The organism is Lysinibacillus sp. OL1, assembly GCF_004332175.1.
Classification (GTDB): Bacteria; Bacillota; Bacilli; order Bacillales_A; family Planococcaceae; genus Lysinibacillus; species Lysinibacillus capsici.
Window position 1 is genome coordinate 19,608 of the sequence record NZ_SJDS01000001.1, and the last position, 20,666, is coordinate 40,273.

At 36.7% G+C, this 20,666-nt stretch carries 21 protein-coding genes; 14 read left to right on the plus strand and 7 right to left on the minus strand.

The features are described 5' to 3' along the window. Positions 1-93 precede the first annotated feature (93 nt). The 3 genes from EW028_RS00095 (at position 94) to EW028_RS00105 (ending at position 3,094) form a co-directional block, all read left to right on the plus strand. Positions 94-1,017: a DsbA family protein gene (locus EW028_RS00095; RefSeq protein ID WP_131519492.1), complete on the plus strand. Its 924-nt coding sequence runs from the start codon at positions 94-96 to the stop codon at positions 1,015-1,017. 14 nt (positions 1,018-1,031) lie between these two features. Beyond that, complete coding sequence (locus tag EW028_RS00100; RefSeq protein WP_131519493.1) at positions 1,032-1,352, plus strand: monooxygenase; 321 nt, start codon at positions 1,032-1,034, stop codon at positions 1,350-1,352. 386 nt (positions 1,353-1,738) lie between these two features. Next, positions 1,739-3,094 carry a YjiH family protein gene (locus EW028_RS00105; RefSeq protein ID WP_131519494.1) on the plus strand — a complete coding sequence of 452 codons (1,356 nt, stop codon included), beginning with the start codon at positions 1,739-1,741 and terminating at the stop codon, positions 3,092-3,094. A 15-nt stretch (positions 3,095-3,109) separates the two neighbouring features. Here the strand turns inward: EW028_RS00105 and EW028_RS00110 are convergent, their stop codons facing one another. From EW028_RS00110 to EW028_RS00125, 4 genes are read right to left on the minus strand one after another with little or no spacing between them, the layout of a single operon-like run. Further along, positions 3,110-3,841: a CPBP family intramembrane glutamic endopeptidase gene (locus tag EW028_RS00110; protein WP_131519495.1), complete on the minus strand. Its 732-nt coding sequence runs from the start codon at positions 3,839-3,841 to the stop codon at positions 3,110-3,112. Between the two features lie 24 nt (positions 3,842-3,865). Further along, on the minus strand, positions 3,866-4,561 hold the full coding sequence (locus tag EW028_RS00115; RefSeq protein ID WP_054550576.1) for a hypothetical protein: 696 nt from the start codon (positions 4,559-4,561) through the stop codon (positions 3,866-3,868). After that, positions 4,558-5,421 (minus strand): ABC transporter ATP-binding protein, encoded by an 864-nt coding sequence (locus EW028_RS00120; RefSeq protein WP_131519496.1) that lies wholly within the window; start codon positions 5,419-5,421, stop codon positions 4,558-4,560. The genes EW028_RS00115 and EW028_RS00120 overlap by 4 nt, the downstream gene beginning before the upstream one ends. Further along, positions 5,422-5,784: a GntR family transcriptional regulator gene (locus EW028_RS00125; RefSeq protein ID WP_131519497.1), complete on the minus strand. Its 363-nt coding sequence runs from the start codon at positions 5,782-5,784 to the stop codon at positions 5,422-5,424. Between the two features lie 324 nt (positions 5,785-6,108). Between EW028_RS00125 and EW028_RS00130 the strand changes: the two genes are divergently transcribed. Both EW028_RS00130 and EW028_RS00135 read left to right on the plus strand, forming a co-directional pair. Next, positions 6,109-6,360 carry a phage holin gene (locus EW028_RS00130; protein WP_131519498.1) on the plus strand — a complete coding sequence of 84 codons (252 nt, stop codon included), beginning with the start codon at positions 6,109-6,111 and terminating at the stop codon, positions 6,358-6,360. 81 nt (positions 6,361-6,441) lie between these two features. Further along, positions 6,442-8,529, plus strand: a complete 2,088-nt coding sequence (locus tag EW028_RS00135; protein ID WP_131519499.1) for a DUF2339 domain-containing protein — start codon at positions 6,442-6,444, stop codon at positions 8,527-8,529. A gap of 185 nt (positions 8,530-8,714) precedes the next feature. Here EW028_RS00135 and EW028_RS00140 read toward each other — a convergent pair whose 3' ends face one another. Genes EW028_RS00140 through EW028_RS00150 form a run of 3 tightly spaced genes read right to left on the minus strand, consistent with a single transcriptional unit; the run spans position 8,715 to position 11,297 of the window. After that, a complete protein-coding gene (locus tag EW028_RS00140; RefSeq protein WP_131519500.1) occupies positions 8,715-10,382 on the minus strand; it encodes a pilus assembly PilX N-terminal domain-containing protein in 1,668 nt (555 codons plus the stop codon). Further along, positions 10,382-10,831 (minus strand): PulJ/GspJ family protein, encoded by a 450-nt coding sequence (locus EW028_RS00145; RefSeq protein ID WP_131519501.1) that lies wholly within the window; start codon positions 10,829-10,831, stop codon positions 10,382-10,384. The genes EW028_RS00140 and EW028_RS00145 overlap by 1 nt, the downstream gene beginning before the upstream one ends. Before the next feature lies 1 nt (position 10,832). Then, positions 10,833-11,297, minus strand: a complete 465-nt coding sequence (locus EW028_RS00150; RefSeq protein ID WP_131519502.1) for a type IV pilus modification PilV family protein — start codon at positions 11,295-11,297, stop codon at positions 10,833-10,835. Positions 11,298-11,834: 537 nt separating this feature from the next. Between EW028_RS00150 and EW028_RS00155 the strand changes: the two genes are divergently transcribed. The 9 genes from EW028_RS00155 (at position 11,835) to EW028_RS00195 (ending at position 20,600) form a co-directional block, all read left to right on the plus strand. After that, the gene (locus tag EW028_RS00155) at positions 11,835-13,163 is read left to right on the plus strand and encodes a G5 domain-containing protein (RefSeq protein WP_131519503.1); all 1,329 of its coding nucleotides are present in this window, start codon (positions 11,835-11,837) and stop codon (positions 13,161-13,163) included. A gap of 17 nt (positions 13,164-13,180) precedes the next feature. Beyond that, complete coding sequence (locus EW028_RS00160) at positions 13,181-14,851, plus strand: GspE/PulE family protein (protein WP_369823970.1); 1,671 nt, start codon at positions 13,181-13,183, stop codon at positions 14,849-14,851. Positions 14,852-14,862: 11 nt separating this feature from the next. Continuing rightward, entirely contained in the window at positions 14,863-15,909 is a 1,047-nt protein-coding gene (locus EW028_RS00165) for a type IV pilus twitching motility protein PilT (protein WP_016991992.1), read from the plus strand. Continuing rightward, on the plus strand, positions 15,906-17,111 hold the full coding sequence (locus tag EW028_RS00170; protein WP_036080216.1) for a type II secretion system F family protein: 1,206 nt from the start codon (positions 15,906-15,908) through the stop codon (positions 17,109-17,111). The genes EW028_RS00165 and EW028_RS00170 overlap by 4 nt, the downstream gene beginning before the upstream one ends. Before the next feature lie 125 nt (positions 17,112-17,236). Then, positions 17,237-17,713, plus strand: a complete 477-nt coding sequence (locus EW028_RS00175) for a prepilin-type N-terminal cleavage/methylation domain-containing protein (protein ID WP_131519504.1) — start codon at positions 17,237-17,239, stop codon at positions 17,711-17,713. A gap of 56 nt (positions 17,714-17,769) precedes the next feature. Further along, positions 17,770-18,231, plus strand: coding sequence for a prepilin-type N-terminal cleavage/methylation domain-containing protein (locus EW028_RS00180; protein ID WP_131519505.1), 462 nt, complete (start codon positions 17,770-17,772; stop codon positions 18,229-18,231). Between the two features lie 112 nt (positions 18,232-18,343). Beyond that, positions 18,344-19,318 (plus strand): type IV pilus biogenesis protein PilM, encoded by a 975-nt coding sequence (gene pilM / locus EW028_RS00185; protein ID WP_131519506.1) that lies wholly within the window; start codon positions 18,344-18,346, stop codon positions 19,316-19,318. Then, positions 19,318-19,911, plus strand: coding sequence for a PilN domain-containing protein (locus EW028_RS00190; RefSeq protein WP_131519507.1), 594 nt, complete (start codon positions 19,318-19,320; stop codon positions 19,909-19,911). The genes pilM and EW028_RS00190 overlap by 1 nt, the downstream gene beginning before the upstream one ends. After that, entirely contained in the window at positions 19,908-20,600 is a 693-nt protein-coding gene (locus EW028_RS00195) for a hypothetical protein (RefSeq protein ID WP_131519508.1), read from the plus strand. The genes EW028_RS00190 and EW028_RS00195 overlap by 4 nt, the downstream gene beginning before the upstream one ends. Positions 20,601-20,666: the final 66 nt, after the last annotated feature.

Sequence of the window (20,666 nt, forward strand, 5' to 3'; positions counted from 1 at the left end):
TTGATGATTTTATTATGAATAAAATACAACTGTAAGGCAAATAAGAGTGTTATATATTTATTTTTAATGAAAGTAAGAAAAGGGGATAGTCAATTGAAGAATCATCCAATGGTTTGTGATTTAGAGACAGGTGTATGTGGAGTAGCTGGCGAGGAGGAATTGGGGATGATTGATTTTAATCAACCAAAGAAATCCATTGAAGTATACTATGTAACTGATCCAATATGTTCTCATTGTTGGGCACTCGAACCCGTTCTTCGACGTTTTATCGAGCAGTACGGACACTATTTTAACTTTCATACGATTATGGGAGGATTACTAGAAAAATGGGGTGATGGTCCAGTAGATCCTGCTAATGGAATATCTGGACCTGCCGACGTTGTAGGACACTGGAGAGAAGTGGGAGAAAATTATCGCATGCCAATAGATGGAACAGTGATGATGAACAATCCAGTGCAATCATCCTATCCACCATCTCGTGTTTTTAAAGTGATTCAAAAAAATCAGCATGATGCTATAGCATTTGAATATTTGCGCAGAGCAAGAGAAGCGCTATTCGTATTCAATCAAAATATTGCAGATACATCCGTTATGATTGACATTGTAAATAGACTGGGGCTTGATGGAGCGGCTATTGTAAACGAATCAGAACAAACAAACGGGCAACCGTTATTAAATGAAGATTTTGACCTTGCAAGAAATCTAGGCGTAAGAGGATTTCCAACTATTATTATGATGAATGAAGATAATAAAGGGTTGAAAATTGTTGGTGGGCGTCCATTTGTAAACTATGTGGAAGGACTAAAACAGGTTCTCAATTTGGAAGAGCTGCAACCAAAACAACAGCCATCTCTTTTAAGCTTGCTTGAAAAAGAAAAGCTTCTATTTTCGAAAGAAATTGAAGTCATGTATGATTTGGAAAAGTCAGAGGTTATATCTTATGTGAAAAAAGAGCTTTCATCAGAGCAATATGAAATGAAAGAAATACTCGGTGAATGTTATATTACTACTAAATAATGAGGAGAATGGCAATGACATACGTATTACAGGTAGATTTTAAATTGGATGGACCATTTGGTGATGTGATGGCAGAAGCGTTTTCTGATTTAGCCAAAAGTATTTATGAAGAGGAAGGACTTTTGTGGAAAATTTGGACAGAGAGCCCTGAAACAAACGAAGCAGGCGGCATCTATCTATTCGAATCTAAACGCACAGCTGAACAATATATAGAAATGCATTCCAAAAGGCTAGCTGAATTTGGGATTACTACTATCAACGCAAAAATCTTTGCGATCAATTCAAAACTGACTGAAGTCACGAAAGGTCCAGTAAAACAATTAAAAAAATGCTGATGCATACTAGAATTGCTAGCTCATTCACAGGAGTCTAATTTCGAATTAAGAAGTTAGACTCTTTTATTTATGGATGTATAAAAATTCAGAATATTGCGAGGTTGAACCAAATGTGTTGTAGCGTTTACAATAGTTTTATAACACGTTAATGGTATAAAAACATGAATAATGTGAGTGTTATTCTATTTAATGCTCAATACTTCAAAGCTTTTAAAATAGTCCTATAACAGAAGGAGGGATGAGATAGTGAATGAACACAACATATATTTGCTTGTATAGTAGTACAACGATGGATAAATAAATGTTTCTTATAAACACTATTTTAATTGTTGTAATGCAAAATACATAAATTATTGAGATTAAAAGAGATGAGGTTTTATAAAAAAATGAAAAAGTATTCTGTTGCTACATATTTTTACTTCATTATTCCGTCTTTAATTGGTATCTTTCTATTTATGACCCCCCTTTTAACAGAAGAGGGCTGGAAAGTGCCCATTGCCATACTAGCCAATGTTTTAGCGGGGATTGTGGCTCCGGTCATTAGCTATTTTACAATTATAATGTTTGCCATCTCTGCGATTGGTGCACTGATAGCGAAATTTATCCCTCGTAAAAATGCTAAAGAACCTAGTATTTTAGATTCATTGTTTTATGTTAATTGGTTTTGGACCATTACTCGTTTTATCGGTTTAGCCTTTGCTTCAATGGTGGTCTTTAATTTTGGACCTTCTGCCATTAATAATGAAAATACAGGTGGACTCCTAATGGATCCAAATGAGGGACTTGTGACGTTTTTATTTACCATTTTTTTGTTTGCTGGTTTCCTTTTACCGTTTTTAACAAACTTCGGTTTACTTGAATTTTTCGGGACAATGATGGTGAAAATTATGCGGCCACTGTTTAAAAGTCCAGGGCGTTCTTCCATTGATGCTCTTACTTCATGGGTTGGTGATGGCACAATAGGTGTGTTAATGACAAGTAAACAATATGAGATGGGGAACTATACAAAAAAAGAAGCTGCGATTATTGCCACAAGTTTCTCAGTAGTGTCCATCACATTCTGTATCGTTGTGCTGGATACTGTGCATTTGGCACGCTATTTTATTCCTTATTATTTGACAGTAGTCCTTTGTGGAATTGTATTAGCCATTATTATGCCTCGAATCTATCCACTTGCGAAAAAAGAAGATACATATATAGATGGGACACCAGTAGATTATTCACGTGAGAAATTACCAGAGGGCTATAATTCTGTCTCACATGGCTTAGAAAATGCACTTGCTATTGCGCATGCAAATCGTGATCCTCGACAATTTTTCAAAGATGGCTCTAGAAATGTAATTGATTTATGGGTGGGTGTTGCCCCTATCGTTATGGCTTTTGGGACAATTGCCTTAATGCTTGCTGAATTTACAAGTATTTTTGTGATTTTAGGAAAACCATTCGAGCCAATTTTAACCGTCCTTGGCTTACCTGAAGCGGCTGAAGCAGCGCAAACAATGGTTGTTGGCTTTGCCGATATGTTTCTACCTTCTATTTTAGGGGCAGGGATTGAATCGGATGTTACTAGATTTGTTATTGCAGTTGTTTCTGTGTCACAGCTGATCTATATGTCTGAGGTAGGTGGACTTATTTTAGGTACAAAAATTCCATTGAAATTTTTGGATTTAGTCGTCTTATTTATACTACGTACGCTTATTTCTCTTCCAATTGCCGCATTGGTTGGTCACCTACTCTTCTAACTAAAATGCCAAGTCTTAAATGGACTTGGCATTTTTCATAAACAGATTGTAATCGATTTTCTTTAGACGTCTCCATAACGTCAGCATGTAGATAAAGAGTACTAAAATGATAAGATAGGCACTTAACATGGAGCCTGCCGTATTTCCCATAATGTTAAAGAAATTATTCAGTCCATGGAAAATAATTGTTACGATAATTGATTGACCTTCCAATACAAGTAAAGCTAGAACAAGGCCAACTAAAAGAGCATAGATGATTTGAAGAATCGTATCTTCTAGAGATTGGCCATCTAGTAATTGTAACGCATGTGTGACGCCAAACAATATACTAGAAATCCAGACAGCAGAAAAAGCCCCTTTTGCTAATAGCATGCGTAGCATAATGCCTCTAAATACAGACTCCTCAATAAACGCTACAATGAAAATTTGCATGATAAACATGACAACTAAATCACTAATAGATGTCATATTCAATCCTTTTGTGCTTACTAAGATGATGCCGAAAATAAGAAGAAGCGGTAAGGTGATGAAGAAATGATTCTTATTAATAGGATAAAAGAAATATTCTCTCCATTTCTTTTTCGTCGCTATATATATGAAGAGACCTAATGCAAATGGGATTGACAGCGCAAACTGTAGAAAAGGGCTTAAAGGTTGTTTGATAGAAACAAAGGCACCATTTAAAACATAGAAAAATAGGAGTAGAGACTCTAAACCAATTATTTTTATCAACATTTTTGAGTTCATGTTATTATCTTCCTCCTATTCTATTTATACAGGATTTACAGAAACCTTTCGCATACTAGCTGAAATAACTAGATAGAGGAAAATACTAAAAACAAACATGCTCCCTAAAATCGCTAATATAGATGAATTGGCTAATAGTTTATACAACGGAGAATACCATTCAAAGATCACCATTAATATAGGTATTAATGCTAGGAAACCAATTAAGCTATAGCCTCCTAGTATGCCTAAACGATAAAAAACAACGTTAAGGAGAAGGCCAGAACTTAGACAAAATAAAAGCAAGACCGTATCCAATACTACTGTTTGGAAAAATGAATGGGTAATATCAAAAAATAAGATAGGGTGGATGATAATAATATCTTTGATATTGAATAGGGTAGAAACATAAGAAATGATTTGATGAGCACACGCAATAATCAAGGCACCGACCAGACTCCAGCTGATAAAAAATAGCCCGACATACAACATATATTGCTGACGACTTAATCCTAGCTTTAAAAAATAGGGTAAGGTTTTATTGAGAAGTTTTGTTGCCATCATACTGTAAAAAATATAAACAGGAATTGAAATAGTCATAGCAAATGATACATATTGACCAAAAAATGCATCTAAGAAAAATGACAAAAGCACAATCGAAAATAAAATGCTCCAAAAAATAATATTTTGCTTCTTATAGCTTTGAAATAAGATATAAAAACTGCCTTTCATCGTGTTCATCGCCCTGGCCTCACTTTCTGTTTACTTAAATAGACGAGCATATCTTGAAGAGAAACAGATTCAAGCGTAATGTTCTGATCTTCAATGGATTGACCATTTGCGAAGACAATAGCTGTCATCTCTTGCATAAATGTATGTTGATAGATTACTTGTAAATCCCCAATTGCTCTCTCAACATCTGAGGCATTGCCTTTTACAGCCACAATATGATCTCGCCATTCATCAGTGGTCTTTTGGAGCAAAAGTTCGCCCTCATGTAGAATGAAAATTTCCTCAAATAGCTCGCTCGCCTCATCGATTAAATGTGTAGATAGAATAAATAATCGCGGATTTTCTGTTTGCTGCTCAATTAACAAATCATAAAACATATTACGTGCGGCTACATCTAAACCGATATATGGTTCATCGAATATAGTTATAGCTGTACAACTTGCAAAGCCTGTAATAATTCCAAGTGCGGAGACCATCCCTTTTGAAAGGTTACGCACTTTATCTTTTGGATTCAGGGCGAATACTTGTAGCAGTTCCTGAGCTAGCTCCTCATCCCATTTTGGATAAAAGAAGCGATTGGCCTTTAATGTTTGGGCAATGGTCATTTCTTCTTGAAAGTTGCCACTTTCAGCCACAAAGCAAATATCACGTAATGTGGATGGGGCATTAAAGACATTTTCTCCGTTAACTAAAATTTCTCCGCTTGTTGTAGAGATGAGGCCTGATAATAAATTCAAAAAAGTTGTTTTGCCAGCACCATTGTGTCCTAAAAGGCCAATAATCTTTGGTCCCTCCATGGTGAAAGAGATATTTTTCAAAGCTGCTTTCTGTTTATAGGATTTCGTGACATTACTCACATTAATTTTCATTCATGATCCCCCTTGTATCAATTTTTGTAACTCTTCATCTGAAATGCCTAGACGTCTTGCTTCCTTTTTCAATGGTTCAATATGTTGCTGGACAAAGCTTTCTTTACGCTCAGTAATTAAAATATTTTTGGCGTCTGCATGGACAAACATACCGACACCTCTCTTTTTATAAATGACGCCCTTATCCACTAATTCATTCACGCCTTTCCCAGCAGTTGCAGGATTAATCTGGTATTCTTTTGCAAACTCATTTGTAGATGGAATGCGATCTTCAGGCTGTAGCTGTCCATCTAGAATGGCATCTTCTATTCTTTCACGTATTTGTTGGAAAATGGGCTTTTCGTTATTTAAAGAATGAATCACAATCCACCTCACTTGTTAGTTGGTTAATTACTTGTGTAACTAACCATGTAACTTATGGCATCCATTGTCAATGATTTGGTAAAAAAATGTACAAAAATTTTTACATAAAAAAAACCTTCTCATTTTTGAGAGGGCTCTAAGTAAACTAAATAGATGAACATGTTATTCATGAAAAAGCTTCCTTCACTTTCTATGTTTGAAAATAGTTTGCATCACAAAATATTATCAAAAAATCCTAGTAACTTGGCGAGAATTCCATTTTTGCATATGTGTCACATAACCACTATGCATATACTGTGGCAAGAGGGGGGGAGGTGAGCTTTTATGAGAATTAATTGGAAGGTTCGTCTTCAACATATTCCATTTCTACTAGGGCTATTTTCATTGCTGCTCTTACTCGCACAACAAGTGGCTGCAATTTTTGGCTATGATTTTACAGGGGTGATGAGTGAGCAAATATCATCTATTTTAAATACAGTCTTGTCCATTCTTGTGTTAATGGGGGTCATTGTCGATCCAACCACACGGGGCACTAGTGATAGTGAACGTGCCTTAATGTATCGGAGACCGAGATAAAATGAACAAAAAGTGTAATTTTACAATAAGGATAAATATGTTATAATGTTAGAAAATTGATAAAGTGGGGAGGATGATTGAATGTCCCTTGAATTGGAGCGCAGAATTGCAAAGCTCGAGGAGGAAATGGCAGATTTACGTCAGGAGTTGTCAGTATTAAAAGGTTCGCAAAGAGCTGAAAAAATTAATACTCTTGATGCCAGACAGTCGATGATCAAGCAATCAGAACCAATTAAACCAAAACCAGTACTGGAGTCGAAGCCTATCCCGACTAAAGTAGCGGAAAAAGAAGTGCAACCACAGCCATCGATGGAGGAACGTGTTATGTGGGCACTTCCAAAAGTATTCATGGTTATTTTAGTAATGGGCGTACTTTGGGGTCTAAAACTTGTCAGTGACTATGGCTATTTATCGGATGGCGTGAAAATCATCCTTGCCTATGTACTATCGGTGGGATTGGCGGTTATAGCCTATGTACTAGAGCGTAGGAAAGTAGGCTCATCAGCTATAACGATTTCTTTATATGGTGGGGCATTTATTGTTGGTATTTTAACAACCGCAGCGAGTGCCATATTATATGAAATCATTGGTCTTATTCCAGCACTAGGCATTACGCTGCTTTATATTGCCTATGGTATTGCCATTAGCTATTTGAAGAAAAATGAAGCACTAACTGTTTTTGTTGCCTTTACATCATTATTACTACCTTACTTACTAGAATATATGGATTTTAGTGCTGTCATTATTTTATTATTTGTGGTCGTATTGTTTGCTGCATTGCAGTTAGTGATTTACCAGCACAAGCAAAAGCTAGCCCTTTATATCGCCACATTCTTTTCAGTGCTAGCAGTGAGTGTTATAGCATTTATGAATAGTGATCAGCAAGTAGTTTTTGCACTTGGCTTACTTGTGATTCTAGCAATCTTTTATGCAATATGGTGTTTACTGTATAACGCACAATCCAAATGGAAGCCACTTCACATTGGACTCCAATTTTCTTTAGGCTCATTTAGTTTATTACTGCTGAACCTAATCATTCGTTCTCTTGAAAATGGAGAAATGCTACTCCTCATTTTAATGGCTTTATTTGGCGCTGTAGCGTTTTATAGCTATCGTCAAAAATGGCAGGAGGTACTGGATAGTGCTGTGACACTTGTGTTTATCACCTTCTGTAATATGATACTTCTATTGAATATTCCGAATAAAGTGGATGATTTATTGTATCCTTTGATTGCATTTGCAGGCGTGATGATGAGCTTACGAATACGTGCAAGTATGATGAAGGTCGTTACTTCACTTTCCCTTGTGATGACATTTACACTAAACTTTGTTTTCCATGAACCAAGTCCATTTTTCAGCATCGATCATTTAAGCTTATTTATGCCAATCATCTATTTCATCATTATTTATTTATATGCAAGACGTCCTAAAGAGGCACTCTCACCTTTTGAAAAGGTCATGAAGGATTTGTATGTAATCGATATTTTAGCAGTGGTCACAGCTGGCTATTTCTTAGCCTATATTAGCAAGCTAGATGCCGTATACTTTACAGCCACAAATGACATTCCATATATGGTGTGTATCGTACTAGCTGTATTATTTACTGGTTCTTTATTTGTAGAGGAAACTTACAAAGGGCGTGCTTTAACGCCAGTACTTGGCGCATTTTTCCTACTTGTCTCCTTGATGATTAGTACTAGGGTGTCAATGTTGGAAAGCTTAAACACTATCACTAGATTAATTTATTTAGCAGTGGTTGTAGCGATTGTCGCTGATGTGCTTGTAAAAGGAATTATTTATCGATTGTACGAGGACCGTCTGGGGAAATATGTGGACGCCATTGTAAGTACGGGGATTGTGCTCACGATGATTTCAATATGGGGGCTGATCCATCAGTTTACGTTTAACAACGCCCTTGATTGGAAGCTAAGTATCGCTCTTACAACTATTACATTATTCTTAACTGCTAGTGTATCACTATGGATTAGTTCCACACATCATTTAAAAACATTGCGCACAACAGGCTTTATTATTTTAGTTATCGCATTTATTAAGCTAATTTTCTTTGACTTATCTGCCCTTGATTTACTGATTAGAGCTGTTCTATTTATTACCATTGGTGGTATTGGAATGCTATTGTCGGGTAGGTTGTTGAGGAAAAATGAATAGAATAAAGATATAATTGCTAGTAAAAGGTAGTCATTAAATACAAAATACCAAAGCGTATACCTTTTATTGTAACGATGTTAAAAGGAAAGATGATAAAACAGCCAAATGAGAGTTGCATTTCTCCTTGGCTGTTTCATTTGTTTAGAAAATCATTAGGTTTCGCATTGTTTATTTCTTTGTAGTTATTAACTTTCTATAATAGAGCCTTCTTCAAGAGGTAATCTTCCACCATCAGGGTTAGGTAATTCTTCGAAATCATCCGATGGCCCTACACCTGGTGGCAGGGGAGGTAAATTAGAACCTTTGTAAATTCTACCATTACCAGTGAAATTTATAGAGTCAGCTATAACGGAACCTCTAATAGAAGCGCTCCCATCTATAATTAACTCAGCATTAGGTGCAATAACATATTGACCTGTAGTAGGTGTACTTCCAGAAACAGTGATTTTACTTCCTCCAGAAATAATATTACCATATACTTTAGAGCTCCCACCCAATGACATATTAGCACTTTGGTTAAATAATGTTGCATAAAATGGTGTCGAACCATTTAAGGTGAATTGTGATGAGCCTACGTAATAGAAATTAACTTTTGAAGGGTCTGCTGTATTTGCGTTAAATCCAGTAGTAGAGTTAAGAGCAGTGAATTTTTTTACATATAAATTCAACTTCCCATTCCCTGTGACATTTATTGTGCCATAATTCATATCAAAATCATCTACTAATAAATTTACTTCCTTATCTACATTAATAGTAATTGTTCTATTACTGTAAATTTCAATAGCTTTTAAATGAGTGTCTTCTGTTAAATTAAATGTTACATCAGTTCTTAGCCAAGCGAATGGCTGCCCCTCTCTTGTTGATAATACACCATTAGACACTAAATCTATTTTATTTCCACTTTTGGTTATCGTATATTTTTGTAATGGATAAAGCTCAGATAATTGATTTGTTTTATCTGATGTACTTTTCCAATAATCATTCGGTAAAAAGCTTTTTGGGTCAATGGCAAGTGGTGGTAATATGGCTTTAGGGTAATGCCACTCATTCTTTTGTTGTTGATTTTTAGTTGTAATGGACTGTTTTGTACTATCCATATTAATATTTCCACCAATTGAACCATCTTCAGTAAGGATTTTTCCAGAATAGTTATTAAAAATAACATTCCCGTACCTTAAAGATGTGTCTCCATGAATTTCACCACTACTATTAAATACAATATCTCCAGATGTCAGAACGGTATGATTTTCCCAACCTCCAGGTATAGTACCAATTTCGTCGCCATCTTCCTCCTCATCATCCTCATCTAATTTAATATATAGGGAAGGTCTAAGTTTTATTTCTTGATCAACTACACGCTCCCTAGTAGAATCAATTGTCCCAGATGAAATGATTTTGACTTTAAAATCTACACTTGTCGGTTGTAGATTAACAGATGCTATTTTACCTGGAGAGATAGTAAACGATGTGTCAGAAAAATCTCCATTATCAATTGCTTTATCAAATTCTTTTTTTAGAACTTCATTTACATAATGCTCCATTGCCATTTGCTTTGATAATTTTGGTAATTTATTAGCTTTGCGATAAATATTTTGTTCAGCAATCCAGCTCGTCATTTCTTGAATTGCGTCATCTTCAATTTTTCTTAATTTAAATTTTACTTCCTCTTTAGCTAAATTAACCCCCGCCTCAGCAATATAAAAAACCGCCTGATCTTTTCGCTCATAGTCTACTTGTTTTAGACTGTTTGAAGAGACACTGAGTAAAGAAATACCAAGGATTGAGATAATCACAACTAAAAATAACGCAAGCGCAAGAGCTGAACCTCGTTGATTTTTAATTTGTTTACTCATTAATTTCCTCTCCTTTGAGTAATATCTGTTGTAACAGTTTGACCATCTTCACTTATAATTTCAATAGCGCCTCCACTGATCGTAAATGATGATATTCTATATGCAATGACTTCATCCTTGCCGTTTGAATTTCGAATAATTTGATTATTTTCTAATCTATAAGTTGATATAATTTCATCACCTAACAATAATGTGTGTAGTTCTGTCGGAGGGTCGGTTGTTTCATCTTTTTCTGAATCGAGGTCATCACTCTTCCGAAAATCCTGCGTAATTACTTTTAATGCAAAGGATATATCCTTAATATCACGATTATGTGTACTTTGCTCAAGTTGTTGCTTTGTAGCAGATGTTACAATACTAATACTCAGCATGGATACGATGGCAAGAATAACAACGACTGTAAGCACTTCGAATAATGTAAGACCTTTGCTATTTCGAAGCCATTTCATTTTATTTTGTCCCCCCTAGTATATACACATTTTCCATAGTGGCTGTGCTGTTTGTGCTGTTTTCAATAACTTTTAGATGCACATAAATCGCATTTTTATAAGTGTCATCTTCAGGAAATGTTTCTAATGTTAAATAGTAAGTATAACGATCTTCTTCATGTGGTAGATATTTATACACTTGATTAGTAGGTAAAGAAGACAAGGACGTTCTAGTGCTTTCTTCATCCAATGTATAGCCCCCTGTTAAATCATCATAAGAATCAGCACCGCTAGACAAATTATAAATCTCCTCCATTTTTTTTTGTGCCGCATAAGTAGCATCCATAATATCATTTGACTTATGTGTTGTTTTATTTGACTGAACGAGTAAGCCGAAAAATGAAATTAACACAATGCCTATTATTAAAAGGGCGGCAACAACTTCGATCAACGTCATGCCATGATTGTTTTTAAGATGTTTTATCAAATCAATTCCCTCCCTATACAACTACTGATATATCAATAGTTTGATCTGTTTTGAGTATCCAATTTTATTTTATTGATTTCTTTGCACATACCTATATAATGAGGACTTCTCAGAGCAATGCTTTATTCAGCCGTTTGAAGACTAATAAATCTTTCATCATTTGGTGTTCATAAAAATAAATATCATATAAGGTGTGTAAAACCTCCTGAATATCATAATTATTTTTAATGCTAAAGATATAGTTATCTTCAATTTATTATAAAATAAAAATTTCTTATTATGTAAGTAAGTTCAAAATATAATGCATTATAATAGTTGATTAAGGCTATTATAACAAATTCAAACTATGTATCGAAAGGAATTTAAGGTTATGTATAGTTCTTTGTGACTAATTGTTGAATTATTTTTGAATTTTCATGTGAAATATCTAGTCAAAATCGGAACAAAGTTGCATTTTAGTAGTGCCAGAATACCATAGTTGTAGTATCATTTGTATATAAATAGAAAAACCACTAAGTTAAATAAAGGATGATGTGGATGAAAATATACATAAAAATAATTAGCTTGTTTTTGGTAATTGTTCTAATTGTGGGATTTTTTGTTCCATCATTTGTGCTAAATGACACAGTTTTTGCTAAAGAAGGTCCTGAATCTTCAACCATTGGAGGTATTGAGATCTACGATGTGAAAACCGCAGATTTGGCAACTACGCTACAAAATGCAATTTCAGAATGGCAAGATGCTGAAATGGAAATTGTTAGTGAGGGTATAGCCAAAACCATTGACTCGAAACAATTTGTTTTTGATCTATCAGCAGCTATTGCTCAGTACGAAATGCTGACAAAAAAGCCTTGGTATGCTTTTTGGCAAAAAGAAAAAGTAGTTCATATTCCCATTCCTGTTACCGTCAATGAAGCGATTACGCAGCAAATAAATGAAGCAGGTGTTTGGGATACAGATAAAACACTCCAGAAACTAATCTTACAGGCCAGCTATTTGAAGGAGCATAAGGTTGAAGCCGTTATCAATGAAGATTCCATGCAAACCGGGGAAAGGATTGCCTTTCAGATTGCCGAGCTACCAGCAAATAGTCAAGGAGTAGCAAAAATCATTCCGTTATTAAATGATGTCCATCTAGTTCCAAATCAATCCATCTCGTTGCTTACACTTTTAGATGAACAGGCTGGGGTTGTCAATGATGCAGGTTTAGATTTTGTGGCATCAATGCTATATAGTGTTATTCTTCAAACGGATTACGAAATTTTAGAAAGACACTCTCAGGAAATAAATCCAAGCTATTTGCAACAGGGAATTGAGGCAGATATCAATGCAGCTTTAGGAAAAGACTTACAATTTATTAATCGGTCTGAGCAGCTCGGTAAACTGAAAGCATCTATAGAGGGTAATCAATTAAAGATAGAAGTTTTTGCAGCCGCGAAAGACAAGGACATTACAGTACGTGTTAGCAAGGATAAAATTGTAAAGCCACGCATTATTTATCGCTATTCGGAGGAGTTAAAGGCTGGACAAGAACGAGTGGAGCAAGAGGGGAAAGAGGGTTCAAGAGTGGAAGTTTATCGTTCCATTGTAGAGAACGGAGCAACAGAAGAACAATTCATTAGTAGAGATTATTATGCACCTCAAAATCGAATTGTTACGCGTTCTTCGCAGGAGCCTGTTATTAACACAACGCCTACTCAGAACGTAGGGGCTGCTGCATCAGATCCTGATTTAGAAGTGGATTTAGATGGTAATGGCTTGCCTGATGTGAAACCTTCAAAACCAGAGGAAACAAAGCAAGAAGGACCAGAAATTGTCTATGGCTACTATGATAAGGGTGGTAATTTTGTACAAACAAGTCCATAACGATTGGAGGTATGTTTATGGCAATGAAGCCAGGGCGTAAACGTTTAGGGGATTTACTGGTTGAATCAGGTGTTATTACTGCTGACCAGCTTGAGTACGCATTAACGACTAAGATGAAAAATGAGAAGCTTGGAGATTTCCTTATCAAAGAAAATTTCTTAACAGAGCAGCAGCTTATTGAAGTCTTAGAATTCCAGCTTGGTATCCCTCATATCAGCCTGAATCAGTTTTCTATTAGTCCCGAATTATTACAGCTAATTCCAGCAGAGCTGGCAAAGCGGACAAATATTATGCCGATTCGCAAAGAAAAAAATAAATTATTTATTGCAATGGAAGACCCAATGGATTATTTCGCCATTGAAGAAGTTCGTATGACGACAGGCTGTCAAATCGAGACAAGTATTGCGGCAAAAGATGATTTATATCGGACGATAACAAAATACTATGATTTACAGGAATCAATGGATGCGGCCATGTTGGATTTGGCTGCCACAAGTACGGAAACACAAGAGGAAATAGAGAATGAGGATTCACCTATTGTTCGTTTAGTGAATCAAATTATTGCCAATGGTGTCGCACAGCGCGCTAGCGATATCCATTTTGATCCACAAGAAACAGAGCTTCGTGTCCGCTATCGAGTAGATGGTGTGCTACGTACTGAGCGATCCTTGCCAAAGCACATGCAAAATGTCGTGTTGGCTCGTATTAAAATTATGGGAAATTTAAATATTACAGAAAATCGTATTCCTCAGGATGGACGTATTAAAACTAATGTTAATTTTAGACCTGTCGATATCCGTTTAGCGACACTACCAACAGTTTATGGTGAAAAGGTAGTTATGCGTATTTTAGATTTAACCAATTCAGCCAATGATATTGATAAATTAGGCTTTAGTGCAAGTAATGAAGCACTTTTCAGGAAAATGATAGCCCATCCAAACGGTATGATGCTAATTACTGGACCAACAGGCTCAGGGAAATCCTCTACGTTATATGCAGCACTTTCTCATTTAAATGAAGAAGGCGTCAATATTATTACGGTTGAGGACCCAGTGGAATATCAGTTAGATGGTATCAATCAGATTCAAGTAAAAGAAGAAGTCGGCTTAACATTTGCGGTAGGGTTACGATCGATTTTACGACAGGACCCCGACATTGTAATGGTAGGGGAAATTCGGGATCTTGAAACAGCTCAAATTGCTATACGTGCTTCACTAACAGGCCATTTAGTATTAAGTACACTGCATACTAATAGTGCCATCGAATCTATCTCACGGCTCCATGATATGGGGATCGAGCCATTTTTATTATCCTCTTCCCTGGTAGGAATCATGGCGCAACGTCTTGTACGAAAAGTTTGTCGTGATTGTGCTGAACCATATATATTCACTTCTCGCGAGCTTGAAATACTTGAGGAAAATGGGGTGGAAGGCGTAACACATGGTAAAAAAGGGCGTGGATGTCCTGCCTGCAATCAAACAGGCTACAGAGGACGGATGGCGATTCATGAAATCCTCCCTGTTGATCGCCAAATAAAGGATATGATTTTAAATCGTGTTGGTGATCGCGTCCTCCGTGATTATATGAAAGAAAAAGGCTACCATACCCTATTAGTGGATGGATTACAAAAGGTTGTAGCAGGCCAAACAACCACATCAGAAATATTACGTGTTGCAAGTGCAGACTAGGGGTGAAAAAAATGACAGCATATTCAATCGTTGAATTATTAACACGTGCATTTGAAGAAAAAGCATCTGACCTTCATTTAACGAAAGGTATTCCACCGGTATATCGTATCCATGGGCAACTGGAGCATTACGGCACAGTCCCACTTGAAACAGAGGATTTAAAGGAAATGGTAAAGGTCATTCTTCCTGTCCATAAACAACAGGAATTTGAGGACAAGGGAGAAACGGACTTTAACTTTTCATTGCCTGGGAAATGTCGATTCCGTGTCAATGCATACCATCAACGAAATGAAGTAACGATTGCAGCTCGTTTAATTGAGGCTAAAATTCCTTCTATTGAAGCGCTCAATATGCCACAGGTGTTATATAAGCTTGCAGAAAAACCACAAGGCTTAATATTAGTGACAGGCCCAACAGGCTCAGGGAAATCAACTACCTTGGCAGCCATGATAGATCATATCAATGAAACAAGATCTAAACATATTATTACGTTAGAGGATCCAATTGAATATTTGCATACACATAAGAAGTCTGTCATCAATCAACGGGAGATTGGTGTCGATACAATGAGCTTTGCCAATGGTTTACGTGCATCATTACGTCAGGATCCAGATATTATTTTAGTTGGGGAGATGCGAGATTATGAAACCATTTCAACGGCTATTACGGCTGCTGAAACAGGGCATTTAGTTATGGCTACACTGCATACAAGTAGTGCACCAACGACGATCGACCGTATTATCGATGTATTTCCACCGCATCAGCAGAGTCAAATTCGTGTGCAGCTTGCGAATGTACTACAAGGGATTGTTTCTCAGCGTTTATTTGTACGTAAGGATGTAAAAGGGCGTATTGCTGCGACAGAAATTTTAGTACAGGCACCTGCTATTTCAAATTTAATTCGTAACGAAAAAATTCACCAAATTCCAAGTGTGATGCAGACAAGTAAAGCTTTGGGTATGCACACATTGGAATATTCGATGCAGCACCTAATTACGACAGGTAAGATTTCACTAGAGGATGCAAGACCATATATGAACGCTGGTGATTATAGTTGACGATATTTCGTTATAGTGGTCGTACCAAAACAGGAGCACCTAAAAAGGGCATTATCGAGGCACCGAATAAAAAGGTGGCCATGGAAAAGCTTCGAGCACAAGGAATTAATGCAAGAGAACTTCAAGAATCAAATAGCATTTTACATAAAGATATTGCTTTTGGGACAAAAGTGAAGCACCAGGAATTTGTTATTTATTGTCGGCAATATGCGACATTAATTCGTGCGGGCGTTCCTGTCGTTGAAGCAACCCATATTTTGGGTGAGCAAACACGGAGTAAACCACTAAAGCGAGCATTAATGCAGGTTGAAGAGGATATTCGAAATGGTATGGCATTTTCAGATGCAGCAGGCAAACACCCCAAAGTGTTCCCATTGCTATTTGTCAATATGATGCGTGCTGGTGAGGCTACAGGGAATGTCGACGATACATTAGATCGTCTTGCAAGCACACTTGAGAAGCAATACAACATTAAGAAAAAAATTCAATCTGCGATGACCTATCCAGCGATTTTATCGCTTTTAACACTAGTGGTTGGTATGTTTTTAATGGTGTTCATTGTGCCAACCTTTATGGATGCATTTAAGGAAATGAATTTGGAAATGCCGTTAATAACGGTCATTGTAGTGGGTATTAGTGATTGGCTCATTCAGTTTTGGTACCTTGTGATTTTAGGGCTATTGGTATTAGTAGTGGGTCTACACTATTTCTATAAAAATAATAAAGAGTTTCATTATGCCGTCAATGTATTTTTACTGCGTATGCCAATCTTTGGACAGCTTTTGCAAAAGGATATTATCGCGAGAATGACAAGAACCTTGTCAACACTCTTTAGCAGCTCCGTACCAATCTTACAAGCCCTAACGATTGTCGAAAAGGTTGGTGGTAATCCTGTAATGGGGAAAGTAGTACTGGAAGCGCGCGATAATTTAGAAAAGGGTGGCACATTATCAGAGCCACTTGAAAAAAGCTGGCTATTTCCACCACTCGTTACACAAATGACCTCAATTGGTGAGAAAACAGGCTCCTTGGATTACATGCTTGAAAAGATCGCTGATTTTTATGAAGAGGAAGTAAACCGTGCTGTCGATACCATGAAGTCACTCATTGAGCCTTTAATGATTGTGGTACTGGCTCTAGTTGTAGGAGTGATCGTTGCGGCTATATTCTTACCAATGTTCCAACTATATGAAAATATGTAATGTTTACAATATTGATATGGATGCCCTTTTGTTCCGCTTAATGGGAAATATCTACTTAGATTTGCTAACAAAAGGAAGCGGCAAGTAGGTATCTTCATGGTTAAGTATTAAAGGAGAGACTGGACATGGAAATGAGGGTAATGAACGAAAAGGGCTTGACATTAGTCGAGTTATTGGCAGTCATTGTTATTCTAGCTATCATTGCTGCCATTGCAATTCCAGCTATAAGTAATGTCATTGATAATTCACGTTATAAGGCATTAAAGGCAGATGCTATCAATGTCATTCATGCCGCGCAGTTCTATTTTATGGAGCATCCAACCGCCGATCAATGGCAGATGGTTGAAGTGGGAAAATTAGTATCTGATGGTTATTTAGACAGTGCAGGCAAAATATTAGAGGCAGATAAAGAAGGTCAGAATGCCAATGTCCAATTTATCGAGGGCACCTACTATTTCAATGCACATGCGATTTATTACAGCAATGGCAAATATATTAATTTTGATAATGCCACCTTACAGCATATTGCAGACGATATTCGTAAGGGCAGCAAGGGAACTGGTGGCAAATGTATTGGGCGAGATTGTGCAGCTTCGCCATAATGTTCAGAAGCGCGTGTACACACACTTCATATAAAACTATTAAGGAGGATTTCATTATGTTAAAAAAATGGAAAAATAAAAAACTATTGAAAAATGAGAAAGGTTTAACATTAGTTGAACTATTAGCTGTAATTGTTATCCTAGCAATTATCGCAGCAATCGCTGTACCTGCAATTGGTAATATTATTAATAAGTCGAAGGACCGTGCAATTTTAGCGGAGGCATCAAATATTCTAGCAGGTGCTAAAATTGCTTATATTGATGGGGCATGTAAAGAAAATAAATGTAATGATGAATCATTAAAACCGTATGTAGATGGTGTAGATTTAGCTGGTACTGTTGTTGAATTAAATACAACAACTGGTTGGGAAGTTACGTACCCTAGATTAAAGGATATTAAGTTAACAGAATTTCAAGTTAAAGATAATAAAGCAACAGAAAAAGAGATTAATGACAGATTGGTAAAAGCTGGCGGGGAAAAACCGGAAGATAATAAAGATACAAAAGGTAAGGAATAATCAGTCCTCCCAACCCACTCAGAAGCGCAAGAAAATTTGCGTTTCTGGCTGGGAAATGGATGACTAATTGAAAAAATCATTTATACTGAATAGGATAAGGGGGTCTTTTCACATGTTTAAGAGAAAAAGAAAGTCGCATGTTTCGATTGAACTGAAGGATTATGTGCTACGTGCGATTGTGGCGAAAGGACCAGAGCCTAATCAGTGGCAGGGCTATGAATACCCTTTAGCAGCTGGAATCGTTGAAAATGGGACAATAATCGACGAGGTAGCTCTTTTTGAGGTGATTAAAGAGCAAGTAATGAAATGGACAGGGAAAAAACAGGCTGTTCGCATGTTTGTCCCTGATACGACGGTTCTATTAAAAAACTTTGAGCACCCTAAAGATGTAAAGCCTCAGGAATTAAGAGGATATGCTGAGATGGAATTGGGACATTCCATTCATTTACCATTTCAGGACCCTTTAATTGATGTGTATGATGCAGATGCCGAGGATGGCAAGGCTATCTTATTTGCTGCGCCTTCTGAAGAGATTACGAAACTAGTAGGGATGCTGTTAGATGTTTCATTAGAACCCGAAGCTGCCGATATTCGTGCGCTTTGTAATATACGCTTATTAGAGCACATGTCCTTATTAATGCCTAATAAAACATATTTAATAGCAGAATGGTCGATTAATGAACTCTCTATCAGTATTTTTTCCAATGGCCAAGTGGAGTTTTTGCGCTATCAAACCATTGAAGTAGATATGACGCAATGGCAGGGGAAGAAGGAGAATGAGTTTAGCTATCAATTTATTTATAATGGCGAATCAGAGAATTATCAAATGGTCGTAATGGATCAGGTTCTAGAGATTGATCGGATGATGAATTTCTTTAAGTTTTCTTTACATAAAGGTGAAAAAACAGTGGATGAAATTATCATGCTTGGCGATAACCCACTATTGAAATCAATTGGGAACTTACTCGCTTCTAATTTAGAACCACCACTGAGGGTTGTCGATGGGAAAAAAATTGAGAAATCGTTTCCTCGCTTTAAGCGAGAATTTTCAACGTTGCTTGGCTTAGCTTTGAAGGAGGTTCGTTAATGGTTCCAGATATAAACCTCTTACCACAACTTGAAAAAAGAACAACCTCTCCCAAGCTTTTTTATAGCTTGGTGATTGTCATTGTGGGACTTATTGTAGCTTATTTACTTTTTTTATTTTTTACATCCAAAAGTGAATTGTCTCGATTGACTGCAGAGGAACAGGCATTAACAACACAGCTTAATCAATTGCAGCAAGAGCTAGACGCACGACAAAGTGTCGATCAGGGTTCGTTGGAAGAGTCTGTGACTTTTATTCAAAGCGTTTCTTATCCTGTAACACCGTTAATTGATGAAACAAAAACTTTATTACCAACTCATTCCTATTTACGTAGCTACGTTTTCGGAGAGAACACAGTGAATATTGAAGTGGATTTTGAAACGATGACAGATATATCGAAATATGTGGAGCGACTTTTAATGAGTAGCTATTTTACAGATGCTCAAATTAACACTGTCTCAAACTTTGAAATAGAGCTAGGTGAACAAAGGGCGTTAACACCCCAACAAAAATTTAAAGAAGTACCGCGATATTCAGTGTCCATCACAGCAACAATCGATTTTATGTATTTAGCTGGAGGACGACGCTCATGAATAAATTAACGAGTAGTAAAAATTCATCTATGATCTTGTTACTGGCGTTGATAGCTGCTATTTTATTTGCGCTGTATTATTATTTGCTGTCACCAAAATTGGATGAGGTGAATGAAAAAGAGAGTAATGTATTGCAGGTGCAGCAAGAATTAGCTAATGTCAAAGAACAACTAGCACAATTAGACAAGGAGCAGGGACAGCCTACTATCAATATATTAGCCTTAAGACAAAAGCTACCTGCAACAAGAGCCGTTGAAAAGATTATTCTTGATTTAGCTGAGATTGAAGAGGTGACAGGAACTCGTATACTGTCTTTAACGGTTCAAGGTGAAGACGGCACTGTGACACCTTCTGATGTATCGAATGATCTCAATATGTTGGAGCAGGCTGAAGCAGAGGTCAATGGTGATCAGCAGAACAAGGAGAGTACTACACCGATTGCATCTCTTTCGGAGGACTCTTTACCAACTAATCTAAAGCTTATTACTTTTATATTAGAGGTGGGTGCGCTTGATTTTAATTCTCTTGAAAGCTTTTTACAGGAGGTTGAACAATTAGAGCGTGTCATGAAAACCGATAAGATTGAATTTAAATTGCCAGGAGAGCAGGCACAGCTTGAGAAAGATGCAGATCTTACGTTAAAGGCAACAGTGCAAGTGACGACGTTCTATTACGAGGAACAACAATAAAACTTTATTGATAGGCGCACCATACTTCATTTGTATGGGCGCCTATTGGTTTAGGAGGACATAAAA

Bases quoted from the DNA above. Each gene is read 5' to 3' on its own strand.
- EW028_RS00100 (WP_131519493.1), top strand. From the start codon at position 1,032: ATGACATACGTATTACAGGTAGATTTTAAATTGGATGGACCATTTGGT.
- EW028_RS00105 (WP_131519494.1), top strand. From the start codon at position 1,739: ATGAAAAAGTATTCTGTTGCTACATATTTTTACTTCATTATTCCGTCT.
- EW028_RS00110 (WP_131519495.1), bottom strand. From the start codon at position 3,841: ATGAACTCAAAAATGTTGATAAAAATAATTGGTTTAGAGTCTCTACTC.
- EW028_RS00115 (WP_054550576.1), bottom strand. From the start codon at position 4,561: ATGAACACGATGAAAGGCAGTTTTTATATCTTATTTCAAAGCTATAAG.
- EW028_RS00120 (WP_131519496.1), bottom strand. From the start codon at position 5,421: ATGAAAATTAATGTGAGTAATGTCACGAAATCCTATAAACAGAAAGCA.
- EW028_RS00130 (WP_131519498.1), top strand. From the start codon at position 6,109: ATGAGAATTAATTGGAAGGTTCGTCTTCAACATATTCCATTTCTACTA.
- EW028_RS00135 (WP_131519499.1), top strand. From the start codon at position 6,442: ATGTCCCTTGAATTGGAGCGCAGAATTGCAAAGCTCGAGGAGGAAATG.
- EW028_RS00140 (WP_131519500.1), bottom strand. From the start codon at position 10,382: ATGAGTAAACAAATTAAAAATCAACGAGGTTCAGCTCTTGCGCTTGCG.
- EW028_RS00145 (WP_131519501.1), bottom strand. From the start codon at position 10,831: ATGAAATGGCTTCGAAATAGCAAAGGTCTTACATTATTCGAAGTGCTT.
- EW028_RS00155 (WP_131519503.1), top strand. From the start codon at position 11,835: ATGAAAATATACATAAAAATAATTAGCTTGTTTTTGGTAATTGTTCTA.
- EW028_RS00160 (WP_369823970.1), top strand. From the start codon at position 13,181: ATGGCAATGAAGCCAGGGCGTAAACGTTTAGGGGATTTACTGGTTGAA.
- EW028_RS00165 (WP_016991992.1), top strand. From the start codon at position 14,863: ATGACAGCATATTCAATCGTTGAATTATTAACACGTGCATTTGAAGAA.
- EW028_RS00175 (WP_131519504.1), top strand. From the start codon at position 17,237: ATGGAAATGAGGGTAATGAACGAAAAGGGCTTGACATTAGTCGAGTTA.
- EW028_RS00180 (WP_131519505.1), top strand. From the start codon at position 17,770: ATGTTAAAAAAATGGAAAAATAAAAAACTATTGAAAAATGAGAAAGGT.
- pilM (WP_131519506.1), top strand. From the start codon at position 18,344: ATGTTTAAGAGAAAAAGAAAGTCGCATGTTTCGATTGAACTGAAGGAT.
- EW028_RS00190 (WP_131519507.1), top strand. From the start codon at position 19,318: ATGGTTCCAGATATAAACCTCTTACCACAACTTGAAAAAAGAACAACC.
- EW028_RS00195 (WP_131519508.1), top strand. From the start codon at position 19,908: ATGAATAAATTAACGAGTAGTAAAAATTCATCTATGATCTTGTTACTG.